Origin of the sequence: Shewanella sp. c952 (assembly GCF_019654975.1) — a bacterium.
Taxonomy (GTDB): Bacteria; Pseudomonadota; Gammaproteobacteria; order Enterobacterales; family Shewanellaceae; genus Shewanella.
On sequence record NZ_BPEW01000022.1, the window covers coordinates 33,335 to 49,589 of the forward strand.

The 16,255-nt window shown below is 42.3% G+C and carries 11 protein-coding genes and 1 pseudogene; 2 read left to right on the forward strand and 10 right to left on the reverse strand.

Features of this window, described 5'->3' with window-relative positions:
• Positions 1-17: 17 nt before the first annotated feature.
• The 4 genes from K5R16_RS14680 to K5R16_RS14695 form a co-directional block, all read right to left on the reverse strand.
• Positions 18-599 (reverse strand): DUF333 domain-containing protein, encoded by a 582-nt coding sequence (locus K5R16_RS14680; protein ID WP_220738307.1) that lies wholly within the window; start codon positions 597-599, stop codon positions 18-20.
• 131 nt (positions 600-730) lie between these two features.
• Positions 731-1,807 (reverse strand): diguanylate cyclase, encoded by a 1,077-nt coding sequence (locus tag K5R16_RS14685; protein WP_308440829.1) that lies wholly within the window; start codon positions 1,805-1,807, stop codon positions 731-733.
• 558 nt (positions 1,808-2,365) lie between these two features.
• On the reverse strand, positions 2,366-3,976 hold the full coding sequence (locus tag K5R16_RS14690; protein WP_220738309.1) for a PepSY domain-containing protein: 1,611 nt from the start codon (positions 3,974-3,976) through the stop codon (positions 2,366-2,368).
• Positions 3,973-4,272, reverse strand: coding sequence for a hypothetical protein (locus tag K5R16_RS14695; RefSeq protein ID WP_220738310.1), 300 nt, complete (start codon positions 4,270-4,272; stop codon positions 3,973-3,975). The genes K5R16_RS14690 and K5R16_RS14695 overlap by 4 nt, the downstream gene beginning before the upstream one ends.
• Before the next feature lie 470 nt (positions 4,273-4,742).
• On the opposite strand from K5R16_RS14695, the gene K5R16_RS14700 reads away from it, so the two are divergent.
• The gene (locus tag K5R16_RS14700; protein WP_220738311.1) at positions 4,743-6,809 is read left to right on the forward strand and encodes a TonB-dependent receptor; all 2,067 of its coding nucleotides are present in this window, start codon (positions 4,743-4,745) and stop codon (positions 6,807-6,809) included.
• 51 nt (positions 6,810-6,860) lie between these two features.
• Here K5R16_RS14700 and K5R16_RS14705 read toward each other — a convergent pair.
• The 5 genes and pseudogenes from K5R16_RS14705 to glp all read right to left on the reverse strand — a co-directional run.
• A pseudogene (locus K5R16_RS14705) lies at positions 6,861-7,028 on the reverse strand (molybdopterin-synthase adenylyltransferase MoeB); the annotation flags it as partial.
• Positions 7,029-7,987: 959 nt separating this feature from the next.
• Positions 7,988-8,710 carry a hypothetical protein gene (locus K5R16_RS14710; protein WP_220738312.1) on the reverse strand — a complete coding sequence of 241 codons (723 nt, stop codon included), beginning with the start codon at positions 8,708-8,710 and terminating at the stop codon, positions 7,988-7,990.
• A 63-nt stretch (positions 8,711-8,773) separates the two neighbouring features.
• Positions 8,774-8,914 (reverse strand): class IIb bacteriocin, lactobin A/cerein 7B family, encoded by a 141-nt coding sequence (locus tag K5R16_RS14715; RefSeq protein WP_220738313.1) that lies wholly within the window; start codon positions 8,912-8,914, stop codon positions 8,774-8,776.
• Positions 8,915-9,751: 837 nt separating this feature from the next.
• Positions 9,752-10,525, reverse strand: a complete 774-nt coding sequence (moeB, locus tag K5R16_RS14720; protein ID WP_374758399.1) for a molybdopterin-synthase adenylyltransferase MoeB — start codon at positions 10,523-10,525, stop codon at positions 9,752-9,754.
• A 14-nt stretch (positions 10,526-10,539) separates the two neighbouring features.
• Positions 10,540-11,784: a gephyrin-like molybdotransferase Glp gene (gene glp / locus K5R16_RS14725; RefSeq protein ID WP_220738314.1), complete on the reverse strand. Its 1,245-nt coding sequence runs from the start codon at positions 11,782-11,784 to the stop codon at positions 10,540-10,542.
• A 378-nt stretch (positions 11,785-12,162) separates the two neighbouring features.
• On the opposite strand from glp, the gene ftnA reads away from it, so the two are divergent.
• On the forward strand, positions 12,163-12,690 hold the full coding sequence (gene ftnA, locus K5R16_RS14730) for a non-heme ferritin (protein ID WP_020910394.1): 528 nt from the start codon (positions 12,163-12,165) through the stop codon (positions 12,688-12,690).
• A 53-nt stretch (positions 12,691-12,743) separates the two neighbouring features.
• Here the strand turns inward: ftnA and K5R16_RS14735 are convergent, their stop codons facing one another.
• Complete coding sequence (locus K5R16_RS14735; RefSeq protein ID WP_220738315.1) at positions 12,744-15,965, reverse strand: EAL domain-containing protein; 3,222 nt, start codon at positions 15,963-15,965, stop codon at positions 12,744-12,746.
• Between the last annotated feature and the right edge of the window lie 290 nt (positions 15,966-16,255).

The window sequence follows — 16,255 nt, forward strand, 5'->3', positions numbered from 1 at the left end:
CGCGCACTGGTAACGGTCTAGATAGACATGAGCTGATGCTTTTTATAAAGCTTCCATTGGTCGACTTTGTCTCCATTCGGCAGCGTGCAACTGCCATCTGATAGATCAACGCTACCACCAACCTCAATGCAATATTGGGTGGCAGGGTTGGGCATTTTTTGCATCTCAGTCACTTCAGTCTCTTGCTTGTGGTCACGCTTAAACAATTGCCACTGATCTATCACCTCACCGCTAGGTAGCGTACATTGTCCACTCGTTAAGTCGAGTTTACCGTTCATAGATATGCAATATTTGGAAGCTGGATTGGCTTTACCGACTTGTTCGGTTTTATCTTGGGTGCTGTCTTGCTGACTATTTTGCTGCGACTGCCGATATAGCTGCCACTCCTCTATGCGTTCGCCACTGGCTAGGGTGCAATAACCAACTTGCCCCTCTGCTTGATTTTCAATTTTAACTGTACCGCCTTGTTCAATACAGTAAGTTGAGGCAGGGTTGGCTAAGTTTACTTTACTTGCTGCTGGCTCATTTGACTGACTGTCACAAGCTGTTAGTAGCAAGGCGCTACAAGTTAATAGGCTAACTAGCAATGGACTTTTCATGAATCGCTCTCCTTTGGCGTTATATGGATTACTAACGGCCATTACACCGAAAAGGGTTATTCAATCACTATAGCTAAATAAAAGTATTTCTGTTAAGAAATGGCTTTGAGACTGTTAAGGTCTCTCGTTGTTTAGACACACACCTGATTACGGCCTTTTTTCTTGGCTCGATACAGAGCTTGATCCGCTTTTTTCAATGTTTGCTCGAAAGTCTCACCATGTTGATGTTCTGACACTCCAATGGAGATGGTGACATTAACGGTTTTACTCTGGCTTTGTGCTTTGCCTCGTTTAGCCTTGGTTTGCTGCTTACGCTGTTCATTGCGCAGTGCTATGTCATAGTCCTCTATTATCTCTCGTACCTCCTCAAGAAAGTGCAAAATCGATGAGGTATCTTTGCGAGCAAATACGATGGTGAACTCTTCGCCGCCATAACGGAAGGCTTTGCCACCTCCTCTTACTTGAGAGATTTTACTAGCGACTAATTTAAGTACTTGGTCACCAACATCGTGGCCATAGGTATCATTAAACTTTTTAAAGTGATCGATATCGAGCATGGCCACGCTGTACTTTCGTCCTAATGACAGCACTAAGTTATAAAGTGCGCGGCGAGAAGCAAGACCTGTTAGTTCATCTCGGTAGGCAAGAAAATAGGAGTCAGTAAGTACTGTCAGTATATACACAATTGCTAAGGCTGTTATCGACACTGAGATAGACAGTAATTCGGGCATTAGCGCCTGACTGCCCCAAAGTAATAACGTGATGAAGATAGAGGTGTTAACTAAGTTGGCTTGCCAGATCCCGCGTATAAAAACTAACATCGCCCCAAGGTAAAAGGGTGCAAGGGTGCGTATCTCCATGGTTATCATGCTGGGTAGGTAACCATCGACAATGCTCTGGTATTGAGTATTAGCCCATATCCAGCCAAACGCAGCGGCAAAACAGAGTGTTATGCCTAAAACCCTAATCACACCATGAGCGGAAAGCAGTCCTCTATCTTTAATAAATGCAAACCAAGTAATGGCAAAAACACCGCCAAGAAAGATCTGTTGTGAGTATTTGTCAAATAAGATTGTAGGTGAGTCTTGGCCTAAAAGGTACCAATAGGCCAGTAGCAGTAGCGCAAGATATGCTAGGCGGCTGCGATTAAACTGCAGCGCAATAATAACCACCACTGGTAGCAACCAGTAGGGCAACTGTTCTATCACGCTGTGCCAGGTTTGCAGCTGTGGTAGGGAATATTGAGTGACAGCTAAAAGTAAGCCTGTGAAAAAAAGAGGCAAGAAAAAATAGCGGCAGCGATGATAAAAAGCGGACAAGGTTAACCTCAATATAAACGTATGTTTAACTACAACTCGGGTATTTACCTTTTGTAAGTCGACATTTTTAACAAAATATTAAGCCTGTTGTCGTTGCCAGTTCGCAAAAGAGTTATTGAAGATAGTTTTGCGTATTACAAAGATAGATAACGCATTAACTTGATGAGGATTTTACAGAACAAGCATTGAAGCTGTCACGATCATTTGATTGTTATTTCATGAGCTCGTGAGTGGAGTCAATATAGACCCAATGGGTTACTGGGCCTTTCTCGGTAATAAGCTAAGGTAATGCTGAGCACCACTATTGTGATGTTGTGGTCTTATACCAAGTCAGTATAAGAAGTCGAACTACGCAGAAATGACAAGTTACGCAGAAATAGCAAGTCAAAAACACTTCACGCTGGCGGCTTTTAGCGGCTCTTATACCGCTAAACTATTACCGAGCGATTAAACCTTTATACTGATTGCTACTGTTGCATTTTGTTGATGAGGTGCCGCCCAGATACTATCTGGTTCACCGAAATACGCTCTATGCTGTGCTTTTTTGGCTGCAATATAGAATAACAGTGCGAACAAGAGCGATACGGCTTCAATGGTTATTGATGCAAGATCTGTTGCTGTCCATATTGCGAGTTGAGGTAGTAGCAGAGCGATTACACTGGTTATCGGAATTAATAAGCAGCAAAGTGCTAGCAACCTAAGCAGTGAAATAGCAGCAAGAGCTGCTCCCTTAACAAAGCTGTAGGCTAATGCTGCAAAGAAGGCGACATAGTAGCAACTGAGGTAATAGTTGTTTATCTGTTCGCTTAGCAGATAGAGCCACTTTGTGGCTAGCATAGAGACAACGACTCCTAACATCGAGCCCAAACATACCCCAATAGTGAGAGCGGCCATGACCTTAGTTGCTTTAGTTTGTTCAGCCTGTTTCTGTCTACGTTTTTCAAGCCACAGTAAATTACCACTATAAAACAGAAATGCTCCGAGTAAGCCAAGGGAAAAGTATATCCAGCGGCCAAAGCTGCCCGCATAATTACCAAAATGCAGTGCGAATAAACTGTTCACTACAGGGCCGTATAACCCCTCTTCGACTTGATTAATCGTGTTGTATTGTACCGCCATGGTATAAGGGTGCATGTAGATGAAATCACTGTAACCGCCACGCAGCATCCGCCCATTAGATTGCAGCTCCACAGCTAAAGAAGGGGAGGTTGAGTTGAGCTGACTAAACTCCATTGACGCGATTTGATAACCTTCAGATATTGGCGTGACTGCAGCGATATAGCTATCGATGCTGCGCAATTGGTTGACGGAGTACTCAATGGTTGAACGTTCTCTGGGTTCAAATAAGGGCTTGTCACCATAAAGAATACTCAAACCGCCGTAGAACATGTCATGAAACGCAAATACCACTACGGTCCATGCGATAATCAAGTGGAAAGGTAGGCTCATCACACCGACTAAATTATGGCTATCTAACCAAAAACGGCTCACGCCTTTGTGTTGCCTTAACGCAAATAGGTTTTTTACTAACGTCGGCAGTAAAACGATAACGCCTGAAATCAGTGCGAGAAAATATAGTGTTGCGGCGAGCCCTAGAATTAACACACCGAGATCTTCATGGCCTATATTGCCAATGATTCCTGCGGTGCGGTGGAGTTGATCAATAAGCGTTCCTAATTCATTGGTACTGCTCGCTTGGCTGATCCAGTCACCTTCATCGTTGAAGCTGGCGTGACGTAAGTGATCATCAAGGCGTAAACCTCTTCCGCCGCCCTTTTCATACCATTTAATTGGTGAGTCATTGCTATTAAAGCTAACGATAAAACCATCTTTTGCTTTTTCGCTTTGACTTATTGCTGCTTGAATTAAGCTATCAAGTTGTGTGCTGGGTACCTGCTGCAGTGTTTGTGCTGGTGGTGTTGCCCACTGCTCGATTTGCGGTTTAAACATAGTGAGAGCGCCAGCAAAAAAGCCGATAAATAATAGTAGGCCAGCAGTGATTCCTGTCCAGGTGTGAATGGACTGATAAGTTCTTAAAATGTCTGGACGTATTCTCACTTGAACCACCATAAAGCTGCAAATAAACTGTAGATAACGAGGTTCGCTGACATGAGATAACCAAATGCACTCGTCGCTGTTTTGAACAGAAAACTAAACGCTATAACGGGTAACCAGATAAAACTGATAAGCCACATGTTCATTTGCACTTTCATTGGTGCATCGATTCCTCCAGGCCCAAACCATGCAAACACCGCAATGACACCATAAGATAAGCTCAGACCCAAAAGGCTTGCGGTGAGACTTTTTCGCCACCAATGTGGTTGAATTTTTTCCGCTTGGGTTAACCGTGGCATCAATGTGGTTCTCTTGATTTCAAAATCATACTAAAGGGGACGCATATCAATATTGCGATAATAGTGAATAGCCAGGTGAAAACAGCTGCTGTTGTTGTTAGCAGTTGTACCCAACTTAATAATGCGAATAACAATAGAGTCAGTCCGACTAGAATGATGGGCTTGGGTAGAGATTGTGGTAGCAATTTCTGATGCTTACTGGTGGCATATATCATAATGACTCCTACCAAAGTCAATACTAATCCTGTGACTTGAAACATGACTATCAACTCCGCCCTAAACGTCTAATTAACTGCTGTAAGCAACGAAACTAAATAACGTATTCGCTTTATTACATAGGTATTTAAATTGTGTAAATAGTAATGTAAATGTGAATGATTCGCAATTGTATGTGGGTATGGTTTAATGTAAATTGTTGCTGCTTTTAATCAGAACGATAAATTCTATTTACTGTGAACTTGAGGGATCCCATGGAATACAGGGCGTTTAAGAAAAATCTCGTTGTGGCGGCAATATTATGTAGTCCTATATTTTCGATGGCTTATGCTGCTGTTGATGTTGAACCTACTGAATCGATAGAAAGGATCACTGTATATGGTGAAAAAGTTGAACGTAGCCTCAAAGATACCACCTCATCAGTGTCTGTTATCGATAAAGAGACGCTAGATAGTGGCCAATACCAATCGGTATCCAGTGCTTTATCTGAAGTGCCAAACGTTGTGGTAACAACCGGAGCTGTACCGGATATTCGAGGCGTTACTGGTAATGGCTCTGCTACTGGGTTTAACTCTTTCACTGGCGGCGCCAAGGCACGAGTTTCGACCCTTGTTGATGGTGTTGCAGAGCCTTTCGTCGCTGACTTAACCGGTGATACAGGCCTCTGGGACATAGAGCAGATAGAAGTTTTCAGAGGACCACAGTCGACCATTAATGGTCGTAACAGTATTGGTGGTGCAGTATTTATTAAAACGGCAGATCCAAGCTTTGACTGGCAAGCGGCTGCACGTTTAGGTTATCGAGATCAGGATAGTTTTATCGACAGTGCTGTGATGCTATCGGGCCCAATTTTAGACGAGCAGCTTGCCTTTAGGATCACGGGGCAAAATGTAAATGGCAACACCTACAATAATGGTTTGGTGTATGACACCAACCCAAAAACTTTTGACCAGAATGAGCTTATTACAAATCGGTGGCGCGGAAAGCTACTATGGCAACCTGCCGGATTAGAAGACTTATCAGTACTGTACAGTTTTTCATATAACGACGAGCAAGGTGATTCAGGGCGTAATTACTTCACAGGTGATGACCCTTGGGCATATAAACCGCTGTTTCAACGTTATATCACCACCAAGTCAACCACACATTCAGTGACATTTGATTACCAGCTTACTGATGGTCAGTCACTCGATTTACAATTCTCCTTTATGGATTATGACTGGGGGTTTGAATCTTATGAGCCTTTGCCTGCAGCAGAAAGTACCGTCGACATGAATGACAATAGTTACAACGTCGATGGTAAATATAGCTTTGGGCTTAATGACCGAGATCTAAATGGTTTTATTGGTTTAGCTTACTATAAGCGCACTCAAGACTTTGGCAGTATGGGGGGGTTCTCTTATGGCGGAGATGACAGCAGTACCTCTTCCTCTGTTTATGGAGAAATGACCTTTGCTATGGCCGAAAAGTGGTGGCTGACTCTTGGTGGACGAGTGATGCGCGATGAGCAAACACGAAACTTTGCCATGCAATTTAGAGGTTCAGCGATTGATGAGCAACTCGATGAAGCTAAAACAGTGGCATTGCCTAAGCTTGTGGTGCAATACGCCGTTACTGGTAGTACGACTCTTGCGGTAAGTGGTCGACGAGGTTACAACGCCGGCGGTGGAGCCATGGCGTTAACGTCAGCTGGTGGCGATTACTATTACTATGATGATGAGTCTGTTGATACCTATGAAATGAGCTCTCGAAGTAGTTTTGATGGCGGCAACGTTAACCTGAACGCCAACCTGTTTTATAACGATTATGACGGCTACCAAGCGTCTAATAGCTTACGTAGAATCACCAATATTGATAAAGCGGTAACCTATGGCTTAGAGCTTGAATTTACCAGTATGTTAGGTGAGAACTGGCAACTGTTTTCAGGTCTAGGCCTGCTTCAAAGTGAAATTAAAGCAGCAGATCCTAGTTATGGCGATATTGTTGGCAATGAGCTTAACGCTGCACCGAACGTTACTGCTAATCTTGGTATTAAATATTGGCTGTCTGATGAGCTGACATTTGGGTTATCAGGAAATTACGTTGATGAGTATTTTGCTGATATTGCCAATACTGAAGAGCGCGTGGCTGGTGATTACATCTTAAGTCGCTTTAATGTTGATTATCAAAATGATAACTGGCGAATCAGTGCTTTTGTTAACAACTTATTTGACGAGCAAGCGCTTACAGTGAATGAACCTCCTGGACGTGGTTATGAGCATGGTTATGCTGCAGTTGTTGACCCAAGAAATGTTGGAGTATCGGTTACGTACAATTTCTAGTCTATAAAAGCTTGTGCGTGACAGCTTGTACTGTGTCACGCACACGAATCATCAGCCTTGATTGCAGACCTTACAATTTGGCTGCTTTGGCAGTTTCATCTCTCGAAACTCCATAGTCATGGCATCGATCATCAAAATTCGCCCAGCTAACGTGCGGCCCATATTGGCGATGACTTTGACCGCTTGCAGGCAACCGATCATACCGAGTGCAGAGTCTAGAGCTATTTTCTATTCATTAAAAAAATGACTGCAAAGAAAGCTGTCATTAATATGGCCGATTGTAGCAAATGTGTTCCAGCGATACCTGTTAAGCCTGCTACCCAAATGCCAATTAGAGCACTTGCAGTATATCCAAAAAATAGAAATTTGTTACGCATAGACTGACCTTTACTACATTTGGCTATTAGTTTTGTCCTGGTTCACCTTTTGCTCGGGCATTCTCTGCAGCTTGCTGCGCTGCATCTGCAAGTCCGTACCCAGCTAAGCCTGCTCCAGCCATACCTCTATAGCATGTCGAGCACCAGCACTTAAAGCATATCTGGGATTAATAATGGGTGGCTATAGAACCTTTTCCTGACTTTTAAGTTAGACTTCGTCTAACAACTAAATCAATCTCAGCTTGATAAAGGTCGTGCCGCTTCGCCCACACCTTAATTTTTACACCTACAGCGCCGACAATGAATTAGCTATGGGTGGCACTATTTGTCGTCAGCTTATAAATAGTCTTCAATGTACTTCGGCAACTTCGAGCTTTCCAACCCAGTGTAGATATGACTTGTTTTTTGTTTTTCATGAAAGTATTAATAAGATTTAGGGATATGAATCCTAAGATATAAACAATAGAAATTGTAATGATTAACAATGATACATTGACCATCAAGCCTTGCTTGTAGCAAATAGTGATTAATAATGGCTGGCTATAGTTTTTTTATGATCACACCTAAATGTGATCGTCAAATTGGTCGTTAAATTGCCTGAAAAATGTTCGCGATCTCACCCTGCCTGATTGGGCTATGTGGCATTAATTACCTATTGTAAATATGAGTAAGTAATAATGACAGAAAAGTACAGTTCAAACATGGCGAAAAATGCTAGGAACTTACTTTTTTTTCGTAAGGAAATTGCAATGATAAACATATAAATCAATATTAAAGTAATAGGGACTATTATTATCATCGCTATTTCTTATCAGAGGGGCAATAGATTTCAGAAATCTTGGTTATAATGATATCTTCATTTTCTGGAAAGTGTAAATCAGTTTTTAATAAGTCGTCAAAACTAACACCTTTAACTTGTGACTGATAAGCTACCTTAGCCCAGGATTCAAAATAAAACTGCCTAGTATCATTTTCCTCACCCCAATTGGCAAGTCCCTCGCAATATTCAATCGTAGGTTGCCCTCGAATATAATCAGCACTACCTTCAATTAGCCATTTAGGCGACAGTAAAAAACTAACCTCTCCGAGCTCCTCTCTTTGGTTAACATGTTCTAACTCATGTTTAACAAGTTCATCCACGCTTTGGTTAGCATCCTCAGTGCCTTGCTGGTTTATAAATATGTTACTAAAAAAGCTATTAAAACCGAGTGAAGCCCCTGTAAAACTAAAACTGAGAAATCGATAGGTCAATTCATTGCTAACAATCTTTACTGTCACATCTTCACAAGAGAAATTGGCTTCTCTAATCTCAAAGTACTCATTAGAACAAGCGTCATATGCTTTTGAATATGGTGTCCAGATAAATAAAGTACAGTAGACGACAGCCAATACAGTAAACAAACTGTCAAAAATAGACTTAACATTATCTCCCTTTGTTTTTTTCTTTTTAAGTATAGGGAACAAAAAAAAGGGGGGGGGTAAATATGACAGAAGCTTATGAAGTTGTATAAACTTAAATTTCATTAATAGTCCTTAGTAAATGAAGGTAAGCGAAGTATCCGCTTACCTTTATCTTATTCAGCTAGCCTAATGAGCTTCGGCAGAGTATGCTAAAGCCCCAACTATTAGTGCTCGAACGCCCCAATATGCGATGATCGCTGGAAATCCACCACCATTTACTTGCTCAATCTCGTTCATTGTTAACTCTTCTATTTTTGAAAATTGCATAATATCTTCCTTAATTTAAACTGTTTAACGTTATGTTTGCTTAGGTGTTTCGTTGCTCGATGAGAGCTACTAAACCTTAAGCGACTGACTAAGGGCGCGCCGCTTTTAACAATGTCACCTTCTGAAACATGCAGTTTGTCAATGTTTCCGCTGCGGTTGGCGTAGGTTTTAATCAAACCTTTGTCAGGAACTAAATATCCGCGAACAGTTTCTTTGCGGGCGTAATGAGAAAAGGATAGGAAAAGTATTATTGCGGAAACAATAAAGACTAAGGTGAACGATGTTGTATATATAGAGATAGGTTGTGCTAAGGAAATGTCACCGTGCAACTTTTGCTTTTGAGCGTCAATGGCCTGTCGACGAAATAACCCTGACATAAAACTTCCGTATTAATAAAATAGTTTCCAAAACATTAAGGGTGACTTCGTGCCCTTTGGATTGGAATCTAAACTAGTACTAATCGTCGAATACATCAAATTTTTTGTTGTGGATTATTTCACCGAGTTGTTACAGTTATGGTACTAAAGGTTGAAGGTTGGAATTATGTCATTATCGAGGTTCTTCACTTTTATTCGCTGGAATTACTTTTATTGCATTACTCATTGCGAAGCACGTGTAGATATTTTGTGTTAACTCAAAGCAAGGCTTGAATCGGAGGCGTTAATCTTTAAGATCACTGTGTGCTCAAATGTTAAGGTGCATAAATCATTGAGGGAGTTGCTTTGGCACCCAAGAGTCACACTCTAAAGTATTATTGGAAAAATGAAGGTGGGAAGGAGAGGTAGCCATTTGCAGTGGGTACCTCAAATTTGTGGGTTAATTTATAATACTTATGTGTTAATTATTGCAAATCTTACAACTTGGCTGCTTTGGCAGTTTCATCTCTCGAAACTCCATAGTCATGGCATCGATCATCAAAATTCGCCCAGCTAACGTGCGGCCCATATTGGCGATGACTTTAACGGCCTCTACGGCTTGCAGGCAACCTATCATGCCAACCACGGGTGCGAGAATTCCTGACTCGACGCAGCTGAGCTGTTGTTCACCAAACAGTTGGCTAAAGCAGCGATAGCATGGTGTTGCTGCTTGATAGTCAAATACTGTAACCATGCCCTCCATACGGATAGCTGCAGCAGAGATAAGCGGGATTTTGTGCTTAAAGCAGCTTTGATTGAGTTGCTCACGCACCATCACGTTGTCGGTACAGTCCATCACAATCGAGTGCTGTGCAACCAGTGCTTCAATCTCGTGGTCATCTAATACAGCATTGATGGTATCGATTTTAATATGTGGGTTTAAGGCTGTTAGTGTCTCTTTAGCGGAGTCAACTTTAGCTTGGCCGACATTGGCATCTTGATGCAGGACTTGACGTTGTAAGTTAGACACTTCAACGGTATCAAAGTCGACTAAAGTGATTGCTCCCGCGCCTGCTACTGCCAAATATTGGCTGGCAGCGCAGCCCAAACCGCCCGCACCTATGATTAGTACCTTGGCTTGTTTGAGCTTCTCTTGTCCCTCAAAGTCCATCGCTTTAATGGAGATTTGGCGGCTATAACGCAATATTTCCGCGTCAGTTAAAATCTCATCTGTGTCAGTCAGTTCACTCGACATTGCTCTATGTTCTCTTAAGCCAGTACGCTATTGAAAGGTTCGACGGTAACTTTCTCGCCAGCACTGATGCCATCGCAATCTTGTTCTAAGATGATAAAGCAGTTAGCGAGTGTCATTGAGGTCAGCATGCCTGAACCTTGGCCACCAGTGACGGCTACTTGTGCTTCACCTTGCTCGTTATAGCTCAGTACCGCACGTTGGTATTCGACGCGTCCCGGGAACTTGCGAATATCTTGGGTCAAGGTGGCTGATAGCGTTACTGGTTTCACTTGCGGTAAGCCTTGCATTTTTTGTATTAGCGGCCAAACAAGCTTGTAGAATGTGACCATAGAGGAAACTGGATTACCGGGTAAACCGCAGAAAACCGCATCACCTAAGTGACCAAAGGCAAAAGGCTTACCTGGTTTAATGGCAAGCTTCCAGAAAGTGATTTCACCCTCTTCATCGAGGATCTGCTTGGTGTAATCGGCGTCACCAACTGATACGCCACCAGAGGTCAGCACCATATCAGCTTGAGCTGCTGCCGTTTTAAAAGCTTGGCGAATGGCTTCTTTATCATCTTCAATAACACCAAGATCAAGCCACTCTACGTTTGCTCGGCTCAGTAGCCCTTGAATACTGTAGCGGTTTGAATCGTAAATTTGTCCAGGGCCAAGCTCGCTGCCAACAGGGCGCAGCTCATCACCTGTTGAGAAAAAAGCAACTTTGAGCGGGCGATACACTCTTAACTGGCTTGCACCTATGGTTGCTAGTACGCCCATCTCGGCGGCGCCAATGAGGGTACCTGCTGAGAGTACCTTAGTACCGGTGGTAAGCTCTTCGGCGCGATAGCGCACATTAGCGCCTTTGGCTTTTGGGGCTTCGATGGTGATGTTGTTACCATCAGCCGTTACCTTTTCTTGCATCTGTACGGTGTCGTAACCTGCAGGTACTGGTGCACCAGTCATGATGCGGATACAGCCGCCTTTAACGCATTGTCCGCTAAAAGGGTGTCCGGCAAAAGAATCACCAATAAGAGTTAGCGGAGTGCCGGTATCTAAATCATCAAAATTAAAGGCGTAACCGTCCATTGCTGAGTTGTCGAAAGGAGGTAGATCGACATGAGAAGCAAGGTCTTCAGCTAAGACGCGTCCTAGTGCTTGTGTCAGCGTTACGACTTCAGAATCTGTGATTGGCTGCACTTGTTCTAGTAATTTTACAATCGCTAGCGAGGGATGCATTAGGCTAGGTTGTTTACACGGGTCTGCATGAGTCTGCATCTATCTATCCTTGAGGCTAAATTAGCGTACGTTAATTAAAAACGAATATAAGGCATTATGCCACGGTGATTGCAGATGACTATGATCTGCTCGGCAGTTTTAACAGCTGATAGTGGCTTTATTATTATTTTTATCGAAATTAGCCTTGGTTAGCCGCTGGATTTAGTCATGTTTTAATCTCTTTTTCTCTATCTATAGGCTAGTTAAAGACTGATTCCTTTGATATTTCTTTGAGTTTACCGCTAAACATTAGCGTTTGCTTTTATGTAAATGAAAACCATTATTATTTATTAAACAGTAACTTAAGTAAATTTTATTGCAATTCTAAGCTAGCTTGATAACAATAGCGGCCATATACAGATACCCAGAGGAATTAAGATGTTGGCCCAGAAGATGATTGACCAATTAAATGACCAGATCAACATGGAGTTTTTCTCCTCTAACTTGTACCTGCAGATGAGTGCATGGTGTGAAGATAAAGGCTTTGAAGGCGCAGCTAAGTTCATGCGTGCCCATGCTGATGAAGAGATGGGGCATATGCACCGTTTGTTCACTTACGTGAGTGAAACGGGTGGCATGCCACTGCTTGGTACTATTGAAGCACCACAAGCTGACTTCCCATCGCTGTTAGCATTATTCGAATACACCTATGAGCATGAGCAGCTAATCACTAAAAAGATTAATGAACTTGCTCACGCTGCATTCACTAATCAAGATTACTCAACGTTTAACTTCTTGCAGTGGTATGTTTCTGAGCAGCACGAAGAAGAGAAGCTATTCAAATCAATCGTCGATAAGATCCGTTTAGTCGGTGAAGATGGTAAAGCCTTGTTCTTCGTTGATAAAGACCTGGCGCAAATGGCAATTGAAGAGTCTGCCAGTGTGATGACTAGCACCGCTGAATAACTGATTATTTGGTGTGATAAAAAAAGAGCAGCCTAGCTGCTCTTTTTTTATGCCTAATTAACCGACACCAGTGCTTTACGATTTACGATGCGGTTGATTGCGGTTTCATTTTCAAGAAAGGTCAGTAGATCCTCGTTGGATAAGGGTTTTGACATTAGGTAACCCTGGGCGTAATTGCAGCCTAATGATTGTAAGAAGTCCCACTGCTCTTCAGTTTCAATTCCCTCAGCGACCAGTGGCATCTCTAAACTTTGCCCCATCATCACAATGGCTTTAACGAGCTTAGCGTCGGACTGACTGACCGTAGCATTGTCGATAAAGCTCTTATCAATCTTAATCACAGAAATAGGGAACTGGTTGAGGTAGCTTAATGCGGAATAGCCAGTACCGAAATCATCAAGATAGATATCAACGCCTAAGTTTCTAATTGATTGCAGGATCTCTAGACTATAGGGCTTGTCTTCAATGAGCATGCTCTCAGTGATCTCTATATGTACATAATGCGCTGCTATTGCATGGCTCTGCAGTGCAGCCTTTAATACTTGGAAAAAGCTTAAACCGTTGGAGTTAATACACTGCCGACCAGATACATTAATGGCAATTTTTAGCATATGCCCTTGGGCATGCCAGCTAGACAGATCAGCTAGCGCTTGATTTAACACCCATTCGCCCAGTGGTTCTATAAGCCCTGTTTCTTCAGCGATGGGAATAAATAGCGCGGGAGAGATAATGCCAAACTCAGGATCTCGCCAGCGGATAAGTGCTTCTACACTGGATACTGTGCCGTGAGTCATATCAACCACAGGTTGATACTCCAAATAAAACTCAGACTTTTTAACTGCCTTTCTTAGTCTCTGCTCAAGCTGCATTCGCTCTAGCATCTCAACATTCATCTCAGGCGAGAAATATTGGAAGTGGGCGCGACCATCACGTTTAGCTTGGTACATCGCCGTTTCTGAATTTCGCAGTAGCATCTCAATATCTTGGCCATCTTCAGGGTAGAAAGCGATACCGACGCTGGCGGAAATGTTACTTTCAATGGCACCCAGTTTTAACGGTTGAACTAATACATCTACCAATTTGTGTGCCAGCTGTTCTGCGGTTTCAATGGCATTATGTAGCGGTGAGATAATGACAAATTCATCACCACCAAAACGAGCAATAGAGTCTTCTGGCCCGAGTACGGTCTCAAGCCGAGTGGCTGATTGCTTTAAAATCTCATTGCCAGCTGCGTGACCATGTAATTCATTGATGAACTTGAAACGATCTAAATCGATAAAGAACACTGCCACCTGAGAATTTGTTTGGTTTGCACCGTCAATAGCGTGCTGCAGTCTAGATGAAAACTGATGTCTGTTGGGAAGCTTAGTTAACGAGTCATAATTACTCTTGTACCAGAGATCTTGTTCATACTGTTTGTGGTTGCTCACATCCAAAAATAGGCCTATGTATTGGCTTATTTGGCCTTGGGCATTTTCAACCGCGGTTATTGAAAGGTATTCAGGGTAAACATTACCATCTTTACGCTTATTCCAGATCTCGCCTTCCCAATGATGGGTGGTTGTAATCGACTGCCATAATTCGCGGTAGAACTCTGGCTGATGGTGGTTAGAACTGAGTATGCTAGGCTTTTGGCCTTTGACTTCCTCAAGTGTATAACCTGTGATTTTGGTAAAAGCGGGATTCACCAATTCAATAAGGTTGTCAGCATTGGTGACCATAATCGCTTCGGATGAATGCTCAAATACCGCAGATGCTTGTTGTAATGATGTTCTCGCTAACATGCGCTCACTTAGCATCTGGTTCAACGCGGTAGATATCTGGGTTAATTCATCATTACCCTTAATCTCAATGTTCAGCTGTAGATTAGGATCTTTTGCCATCTCCTCCACATCATTGACTATGGTCGTAATCGAGCTGATAAGGCTGTTGGCAATATATTTACCTAAAATAAACACTATGTAGAAAACCAAAATACCACTAAGAAAACTGATATAGAGTGACGACAAAATTAGCTGTTTTTGAACATCACTTTGACGGGCTATCTTATGGGTCAACTGGATATTCATTTGGTGCAATAGGTCGATTCGAGCACTGGCGGTAACCCACCATTTTTGACTGTTAATTAATGGTGTTTGGTATTGCAACTGCTGCAATGCTTGGTGCATATCTGCATATTGCCCAGCTAGAGAACTCATAGGAGCTGGCAGTTGCTGGTTCTTGCTAGCTTGTAGTAAATGTAGGTAGTAAGTATTGGTAGTGCGCTTAATCGTTGCTACCTGAGCCGATTGTTGGCTGGTTAGATTATCTCGGCGAGCAATGTTTTCGAGAGCGATATTTAGTTCAAAATGATGTTGTTCGAAATTGATTTGATATTGAGGCTTAGCTGTCATTAAGTAGCGATTATAGTCATAGGTTAATCCTTCATATCCCATTAGCACACTGAGGCCATGGGCTTGCTCTATGAGTTCGATTTGCTGTTTTAAATTATCTAATAATGCTGTGAGTTGCTGTTGTTCTGGGCTTTCTATTATCTGATTTAGTTTGCTGCGATTTTCATCTGTCATCGCTAAGCTTGCATTCTTAAACGTGTTTTTCAGTCGATGAGTAATGTTGTTGATGGCTTCGTATGAGTCTGCGTCTAAGGTGGGGGCTGACAGTAATTGGTTGACCAAGCCGCGCTCTTGCCCCGCAAGTTCTTGAGCTTTTAAGATATTGACTAAATCAGCCTGTATCATTACTAGATAGGAGTCGTCACTCTTAAAACGTAGCTGGGAGATAAAGCTAATCAGCTTCTGATTTAGTTGAGAATAATAGTTAAAGTAATTATCACCAGTAAGCTTGAGTACTTGCTGGCGCATCTTGAGTAGTTGTTGATGTTCATCACTGCTGCGGCTAAAGCGGCTTTGCAACAAGTGAAAAAGTTCACGATCTTCTTTAGTGGTATCAATAACCATTTGCAATGCTTTGTTCTGCAACAAGCTTTTTAGTGCTTGGTCTGTCGCTAGCCACTGCTGTTGCAGTTCATTGTTAAATTGTTTGCCGTGACTGCTGAGATAGCCTGCCGATAGGCCGCGCTCTTTTTGCAATTCGAAAATAATGTTTTCGATATCGAGAGTTACTTGAGTGGTAAACGAATTGGCAGAAGCATCTTGGTATTGCTGGTAGAGCGAAATGGAATGTAGCCCAGCAAACACCACCAATATAAGCATTGGTAGAGAAGCGATAAGAAATAGTTTCTGTTTTAAGCTCAAGTGGCTTAATAGGCTTAACATTCGGCGACAACCTTTTCACGTAACAGTCTGACTGTTAAATATGTTGTTTTAATCTTAAAAGTGAAGATAGGAGATTAAAAAATTGCGCTAAATAATAACCATATTCAGAATGTGGAGTCTCAGTTAATTCATCAAAGTCTAATCTAGGTCACGAATTTAACTAATAGTGTCGAAATTGTGGCTAATCCTCTCTGCTAATCTGAAATTATTTTGCTGCTGTCAATCACCGGAAAAGGTGGTAAATGCGTGTTTACTAAATTATTTTTCCGTTAAGCCAAGACGAAATGTTG

What these genes read in the sequence shown, in the direction of transcription:
- K5R16_RS14680 (WP_220738307.1), bottom strand. Translation starts at nt 599, where the DNA reads ATGAAAAGTCCATTGCTAGTTAGCCTATTAACTTGTAGCGCCTTGCTA.
- K5R16_RS14695 (WP_220738310.1), bottom strand. Translation starts at nt 4,272, where the DNA reads ATGCCACGGTTAACCCAAGCGGAAAAAATTCAACCACATTGGTGGCGA.
- K5R16_RS14700 (WP_220738311.1), top strand. Translation starts at nt 4,743, where the DNA reads ATGGAATACAGGGCGTTTAAGAAAAATCTCGTTGTGGCGGCAATATTA.
- K5R16_RS14710 (WP_220738312.1), bottom strand. Translation starts at nt 8,710, where the DNA reads ATGAAATTTAAGTTTATACAACTTCATAAGCTTCTGTCATATTTACCC.
- K5R16_RS14715 (WP_220738313.1), bottom strand. Translation starts at nt 8,914, where the DNA reads ATGCAATTTTCAAAAATAGAAGAGTTAACAATGAACGAGATTGAGCAA.
- moeB (WP_374758399.1), bottom strand. Translation starts at nt 10,525, where the DNA reads ATGTCGAGTGAACTGACTGACACAGATGAGATTTTAACTGACGCGGAA.
- glp (WP_220738314.1), bottom strand. Translation starts at nt 11,784, where the DNA reads ATGCAGACTCATGCAGACCCGTGTAAACAACCTAGCCTAATGCATCCC.
- ftnA (WP_020910394.1), top strand. Translation starts at nt 12,163, where the DNA reads ATGTTGGCCCAGAAGATGATTGACCAATTAAATGACCAGATCAACATG.
- K5R16_RS14735 (WP_220738315.1), bottom strand. Translation starts at nt 15,965, where the DNA reads ATGTTAAGCCTATTAAGCCACTTGAGCTTAAAACAGAAACTATTTCTT.